This is a genomic window from Maribacter sp. (genome assembly GCF_039968975.1).
Lineage (GTDB): Bacteria > Bacteroidota > Bacteroidia > Flavobacteriales > Flavobacteriaceae > Maribacter.
Map to the genome: position 1 here is coordinate 1 of NZ_JBDVOT010000123.1, position 7,465 is coordinate 7,465.

Genomic DNA, 7,465 nt, shown 5'->3' on the forward strand with positions numbered 1-7,465 from the left:
GTTTCCATTAATAGCCATAAGTATCTATTACCCGAGGTTTTTAAACTTTGTAATCTTGCCTTTTAACAACAAGTACATAACCATGTACACAAAAAAAGAAAAGCTATTTAATTGGTTTCACTTTCTAATGAGTGTTTTTCAAATCATAAATACAACCTTATTTATTTTTTTTATTTGGAGAGCATACTTAAATCCTACGGAAGCAAAAAACCCCTATATTTTTCCTTTACTTCTTGCAGGTGTTTTCTTATTTATAACTGCGAAAACAATGTCCCAGCTAATAAATGGTTTCATTTTCAATTCCTACAACACTTTTAATGAGTTGATTTTTAAGAAATTAACATATCTAAATTATGCAGGCATTGTGCTCTTTATTGCGAATATATTTTTAGCATATGTTTTTTTAGACTCTGAAATTGTAATAACAATCGCATTAATTCTCTTTACTGCTATTAATATAATTGGTTGGATAACAGTACTCAGGAATAATCAAAAATTCATAAGCACCTATTTTTTCTATTTTATTTTGTACCTTTGCGCACTCGAAATTGCACCCTTAGTTATTATGGGAAGCTTTCTAAAATAGCGCAACATATGAAAGTAAAAACGATTTTGGTCTCTCAACCAGAACCAAAAATGGAAAACTCCCCCTATTCCAAGCTGATCGACAAAGAGAAAGTAAAGGTTGATTTTAGACCGTTCATTCATGTAGAAGGAGTTGACGCAAAAACAGTGCGACAGCAAAAAATAGATTTGAATGATTTTACTGCCATTATCTTAACAAGTAGAAATGCAGTAGATCATTTCTTTAGAATTGCAGACGAAATGCGATTTAAAGTACCAGATTCTATGAAATACTTCTGCCAATCTGAAGCGGTCGCCTATTACCTTCAAAAATACGTTGTTTACAGAAAACGTAAGATTTACGTAGGAAAAAGACTATTTACCGATTTAGTACCATTGATCAAGAAATACAAGGATGAAAAATTCTTACTCCCTTCTTCAGATGTGCTTAAACAAGATGTACCTGACACTTTAGACTCACTTAGTATTAATTGGAAAAGAGCTATTTTTTACAAAACCGTAATTAGTGATCTTTCTGATCTTCGTAATGTATATTATGACATTTTGGTATTTTTTAGTCCATCAGGAATTGAATCTTTATTGCAGAATTTTCCAGATTTCGACCAAAAGGACACTAGAATTGCAGTATTTGGCAACTCTACAGTAGACGCAGCAACAGATGCCGGTTTACGTATAGACATTAAAGCACCAACACCAGAAACGCCTTCTATGACTATGGCGTTACAGAAATATATTATAAGCGTAAACAAATAAAACGCACAATAACGATATAAAAAAAGCCTTGCAATGCAAGGCTTTTTTATTGTTTTAAAATGCGTACCGTTGCGGTCCGCCTCTTCTTATTTCTTCACTAGCATAGCTTTCAAATTTCTTGAAGTTCTCCCTGAAGGCATTTGTTAACTTAAATGCAGTGTTATAATATTTCTCATCGTTGTTCCAAGTGGCTCTAGGACTCAGTACCGAAGTTGGTACACCAGGACACTTCCTTGGCTGTGCAACACCGAAAACAGAATGAATATGGTATTTATCATAAGAATACAGACCTAAATCTCCATTAAGAGCTGCTGAAATCATTGCTCTAGTATACTTTAACTTCATTCGTGTTCCAATGCCGTAAGGTCCGCCTGTCCAACCTGTATTCACAAGCCAAACATCTACCCCAGATTCTTTCATTTTCTTACTTAACATTTCAGCATACTTTGTTGGGTGCAATGGCATAAATGGCGCCCCAAAACAAGCTGAGAAAGAAGGTACAGGTTCTACAACACCTGCTTCTGTACCTGCTACTTTAGCCGTATAACCAGAAATAAAGTGATATGCCGCCTGACTAGGTGTAAGCTTAGATATTGGAGGAAGCACACCAAAAGCATCTGCCGTTAAAAAGAAAATGTTTTTGACATTCTTACCAATAGATGGCTGTTGAATATTATCTATATGATGAATTGGGTAACTAACTCTTGTATTTTGGGTTATAGAAGTATCTGCAAAATCAACATTGCCTTTATCATCTAAAACTACATTTTCAAGTATTGCACCTGGTTTTATAGCTCCATAAATTTCAGGTTCTTGCTCTTCAGATAAATTAATCACCTTGGCATAGCAACCTCCTTCAAAATTGAAAACGGTATTCCTACTCGTCCAACCATGCTCATCATCACCTATTAATTTTCTATTTGGGTCTGTTGACAAGGTTGTTTTTCCTGTACCAGATAATCCAAAAAAGATTGCCGTATCACCATCTTTACCAACGTTAGACGAACAATGCATTGGCAAGGTTTCCTTGTAAACTGGTAAAATAAAGTTCAATGCAGAAAAAATACCTTTTTTGATTTCTCCCGTATATCCTGTACCGCCTATTAATGCAATTTTATCCGTAAAGTTTAAGATTGCAAAATTATGCTGTCTTGTACCATCTACCGCTGCATCGGCCATAAAACCTGGCGCATTGATAACGGTCCATTCTGGCGTAAAGTCTTCTAACTCTTTCTCCGTAGGTCTTAAAAACATATTATAAGCAAACATATTTGACCAAGGATATTCATTGATCACACGAATATTTAACTTATAATCTTCATCTGCACAGGCATAACTATCCCTAACAAAAAGTTCTTTCTCGTTTAAATAACTGATTACCTTAGTATATAAGGCATCAAACTTTTCTTTTTCAAATGGAATATTTATGTCACCCCACCAAATTTTATCTTTGGTTATATCATCTTTTACGATAAATCTATCTTTGGGCGATCTACCTGTAAATTCACCAGTATTGACCGCAAGTGTACCATTGTTAGTTTCAACCCCCATATCCATTTCTAGAGTGGCTTTTTGGAGATTTTCTGGTGTTTCCTGATAATGAAAATTGGCGTGTGTAATCCCGTAGTTTTCTAGGGATATGGTATTCGCATTAGTCATTGAGCTTTTCATGCTTTAGAAAATTTGTTCGTGTAAAACTAAAAAAATAAAAGCTGAACCATTGATTTTCAAAGCTCAATTAGCACCATATCTCGTCGAAATACGAATTCAATTACAAAATCGCTATAAACAAAAAATATTCGCAGACACTTTACCCCTTTCAATACACATTATAAGGAGATAACGCATTTTAAATACATTATTGTTATTTAGAACTTAAATTTTTAAGAAATAAATAAAAAAAGAGCTCTTTTTTTGACAGTTAATTTTTACTTATCGGAGAAATATTCAGCCGTTTTTGCAGTTATAAGATGAGCTGTGTCCTTCATATTATACTCAAGATTCTTCTGCTCGTCTTTTAAATCGAATACATCAAAAACACCTATCTCTTTTAAATCTTCTTTAGAGATTTCTAGTAGTTCACAAATGGCAATTACAGGAATTCCATATTCCATACCCAAGCCTATTACGCTTTGCAATAAACTACTATTAAGATATTGCTTATCAATTTTACCTTCACCGGTAATTATATAATCAAAACTCTCTTTATGCAATATTTCCCGTAATCCAGATAATTTTAAAATAAAATCAATGGTACCTAAGAATTCTGCATTCAAAAAAGATTTTAAGCCAAAAGCAGCACCACCTGCAGCACCAGCACCAGGTACATCATTATAATGTACATTATATTTATCTGACACCACCTTGTTCAATCGTATCAGACCTTTATTCAAATCTGAAATGACTTTATCATTGGCTCCCTTATATTTTGCATATACATAAGCTGCTCCATCCTTACCGAATAATGGATTGATTACATTATGCACCGTATAAAATTTCACCTGTTTTACTTTTTCAGACACATGTGAATCATCAATAGACTTAATTAATCGTAAACTTGAGCCAATTGGTGGAAGTACCTCACCTTTGTCATTTAAAAAAATATACCCTAAAGCATTTGCTATACCAATACCACCATCATTGGTAGCACTTGTACCTAGCCCAATATAAATATGTTTTACACCTTTTTCAACGGCATCATTAATTTTAATACCTGTACCATAGGTAGTGGTCAACATAGGATTAAGTTCATCATATTGCAATAATTCTAGACCCGAAGCATGTGCTAGCTCGATATATGCTGAATTATCTTCTTTGTTGTATAAATAATATGACCGAATGGGCTTTCTTAACGGATTTTCACTAATTACTTCGATCGAAATACAAGGCTTATATTTACCAACTACTTTTAAAAAACCCTCTCCACCATCTGTTGCTTTTATATATCGTGATGTAAAAGGCACACCCGATTTCTTCATCCCAGCCACAAAGGCATTAGCAAATGATTCACTTGTTAAGGAACCATCAAATTTATCCGGAATAAGTAATAGCTTCATCTATTTAAATTTCTGGGGGAAACTATTTATAGTGATATCCCATAACTCTGGTAGTATAAAATATACAAAAAAAGTTAATATAATAATAGAAATAATATTCATAAAAAAGCCTTTTCTTACCATATCTGGTATTCTAAGGAAACCTGAACCAAAAACTACCGCATTTGGCGGCGTTGCCACTGGTAGCATAAAAGCACATGATGCAGCAACTGCAGCACCTACCATTAAAACAAATGGATGCACATCTATAGTCAACGCCATTGGTGCCAATACAGGTAGCAACATTGCCGTAGTTGCAAGGTTAGATGTAATTTCAGTAAGAAAATTTACCGCCGCTATCAGCACTAAAATTAAAATTATTATTGGCAATCCAGACAACGATGTCATTTGACCACCGATCCATACCGCCAGCCCACTAACCTCAAAACCTTTTGCCAAAGCCATACCTCCACCAAATAGAAGAATGATACCCCAGGGCATTTTTACGGCTTCTTCCCAATTAATAAGTTGCTCTCCTTTTTTCTTCGACGGAATCAAAAACAATACTATAGCAAAAAATATAGCAATGATGGTATCATCTAAGCCAGGTAATATCTTTTGCAATAAAAATGAACGTGTGATCCAACAAAATGCGGTTACCGCAAATACTAATGCCACTACTTTTTCTTCATATGATATTTTACCAAGATTGGTCAACAGGCGTTTAATTTCTTGTTTACCGCCAGGAAAAGATTTCTGCTTAAAACTAAAGGCATATTTGGTCAAATATTTCCAACAAATAAAAATTAGAATAATAGATATGGGTAAACCAAAGGCAAACCATTGCATAAAGGTAATTTCATAACCATAAGTATCTAAAACTACACCTGCCAAAACCAAATTTGGAGGCGTACCTATCAATGTTGCTACACCACCTATAGATGCGCTATAAGCTATTGCCAACATTAATGCCTTACCAAAAGTTTGGTTTTCATCTTCCACAGTATCCGGATTATCCTGTAACTGCTTTATAATCGCCAAACCTATTGGTAACATCATAACAGAGGTCGCCGTATTAGAAATCCACATAGATAGAAATGCGGTTGCCATCATAAAACCAAGAATAATCTTTCTAACATCTGAACCTATTAGGTTGATAATATTCAAAGCAATTCTTCTGTGCAGGTTCCATTTTTCTATGGCGATGGCAATAATGAAACCACCCATATAGAGAAATACATATTTATGACCAAAAGAACCAGAGGTAGATGATAAATCTAATCCGCCAGAAAGCGGAAATAACACTAATGGCAATAATGCCGTTATGGCAATTGGTATTGCTTCGGTAATCCACCAAATTGCAATCCATATTGTAGAAGCCAAAACAGCATTTGCTTGTTCTGAAAGTCCGTCAGGATGAAAAAATAAAAGAATGAATACAAATGAAAGAGGACCCAAGACTAGTCCTAAAAATTTTGTTTTAGTCATGAAAATGCCATTGATACGTTGAAAATACGCTATTTATAGGCTCAATTGACTTATTAGACCGCTATTTTATAAATTTTGATTTTATTATTCCATAACCCATAATTGCCCAAGCAGCTATTAAGAACAAACCACCTATTGGGGTGACTATACCGAACATTTTAAAGTCAAAAGCTACCAATGAATTCAATGACAGCAGATAAATGGAAAATGAAAATAGCACAACACCAACTACCGTACATATATAAATGGTTTTCTTAGATTTTACGTACTCAAGAGGCAACAACCCAAGAGCAAACAAGAAAAAGGCATGATACATTTGGTAGCGTACACCTGTCTCAAAAGTGGCTACAGATTGCGCGTCGACTAAATTTTTTAAACCATGTGCCCCAAATGCACCGAACACCACAGCCAACATTCCAAAAAGACATGCAGTTCCTAAAATTGTTTTTTTCATAACTTTTACGATAACTTTTTTTATAAATGTAACAATTTGATACCTTAGTAAATCGTTACCAATCAAAAATACTGAAATCGTATGATGCGAAAAATTCTTGTTATAGGCGCAGGTAAATCAACCTCCTATTTATTAGATTATCTGTTACAAAAAGCGAAAGCCGAAAAATTAGAAATCACCATTGGCGATATCAATCCGGCTGCTATTCCATCATCCATTACCGAACATGCGCATTGTACTGTAATTGCTCTTGATATTTTTGATGATGCCACAAGACAAAAAGCAATAGAAAATACCGATATCGTTATTTCTATGCTCCCAGCCCGTTTTCATATTAAGGTCGCCAAAGATTGTGTTCGCCTTAAAAAGCATATGGTTACGGCATCATACGTTAGTTCAGAGTTACTTGAACTTGATGAAAAGGTGAAAGAAGCGGGACTAGTTTTTATGAACGAAATAGGTTTAGATCCCGGAGTAGACCACATGAGTGCCATGCAAGTGATTGATCGCATACGTGATAAAGGTGGTAAAATAATATTGTTCGAGTCTTTCTGCGGCGGTCTTGTTGCACCTGAACATGACAACAACCTTTGGAACTATAAATTCACGTGGAACCCTAGAAACGTAGTTCTTGCCGGACAAGGCGGCACAGCCAAGTTCATACAAGAAGGAACATATAAGTACATACCTTATCACCGTTTGTTTAGGCGTACAGAATTTTTTGAAATTGAAGGATATGGCCGTTTTGAAGGATATGCTAATCGCGATTCTTTGAATTATCGTGAAGCATACAAATTACAGGATGTATTGACAATTTACAGAGGCACCATGCGCCGCGTAGGATTTTCCAAAGCTTGGAACATGTTCATACAATTAGGGGCTACAGATGATTCTTATTCTATTGAAAACTCAGAAAACATGAGTTATCGCGAGTTCATAAATCTATTTCTACCTTATTCATCAACAGATTCTGTTGAACTAAAACTTAGACATTACCTAAAATTGGATCAAGATGATATCCGTTGGGATAAATTACTAGAATTGAACATTTTTGACCAAAATAAATTCATCGGTATCTCAAATGCCACACCAGCCCAAGCACTTCAGAAAATTCTTGAAGACAGCTGGACGTTAAGAGCAGACGAGAAAG

General features: G+C 34.9%; 6 protein-coding genes. 2 read left to right on the forward strand and 4 right to left on the reverse strand.

Going from position 1 to position 7,465, the window contains the following annotated elements; genetic code table 11:
- Positions 1-594: 594 nt before the first annotated feature.
- Positions 595-1,338: a uroporphyrinogen-III synthase gene (locus ABJI11_RS08185; RefSeq protein ID WP_276493519.1), complete on the forward strand. Its 744-nt coding sequence runs from the start codon at positions 595-597 to the stop codon at positions 1,336-1,338.
- A gap of 54 nt (positions 1,339-1,392) precedes the next feature.
- Here ABJI11_RS08185 and pckA read toward each other — a convergent pair whose 3' ends face one another.
- The 4 genes from pckA to ABJI11_RS08205 all read right to left on the reverse strand — a co-directional run bounded on the left by pckA (position 1,393) and on the right by ABJI11_RS08205 (position 6,315).
- Positions 1,393-3,009 (reverse strand): phosphoenolpyruvate carboxykinase (ATP), encoded by a 1,617-nt coding sequence (gene pckA, locus ABJI11_RS08190; protein ID WP_348351110.1) that lies wholly within the window; start codon positions 3,007-3,009, stop codon positions 1,393-1,395.
- A 257-nt stretch (positions 3,010-3,266) separates the two neighbouring features.
- On the reverse strand, positions 3,267-4,394 hold the full coding sequence (locus tag ABJI11_RS08195) for a glycerate kinase (RefSeq protein ID WP_348351112.1): 1,128 nt from the start codon (positions 4,392-4,394) through the stop codon (positions 3,267-3,269).
- The gene (locus tag ABJI11_RS08200; RefSeq protein WP_348351114.1) at positions 4,395-5,861 is read right to left on the reverse strand and encodes a DASS family sodium-coupled anion symporter; all 1,467 of its coding nucleotides are present in this window, start codon (positions 5,859-5,861) and stop codon (positions 4,395-4,397) included.
- A 61-nt stretch (positions 5,862-5,922) separates the two neighbouring features.
- Positions 5,923-6,315: a DUF423 domain-containing protein gene (locus ABJI11_RS08205; RefSeq protein ID WP_348351116.1), complete on the reverse strand. Its 393-nt coding sequence runs from the start codon at positions 6,313-6,315 to the stop codon at positions 5,923-5,925.
- An 81-nt stretch (positions 6,316-6,396) separates the two neighbouring features.
- Here ABJI11_RS08205 and ABJI11_RS08210 point away from each other — a divergent pair.
- On the forward strand, positions 6,397-7,465 hold a 1,069-nt coding region (locus ABJI11_RS08210), incomplete at its 3' end, for a saccharopine dehydrogenase C-terminal domain-containing protein (RefSeq protein ID WP_348351118.1).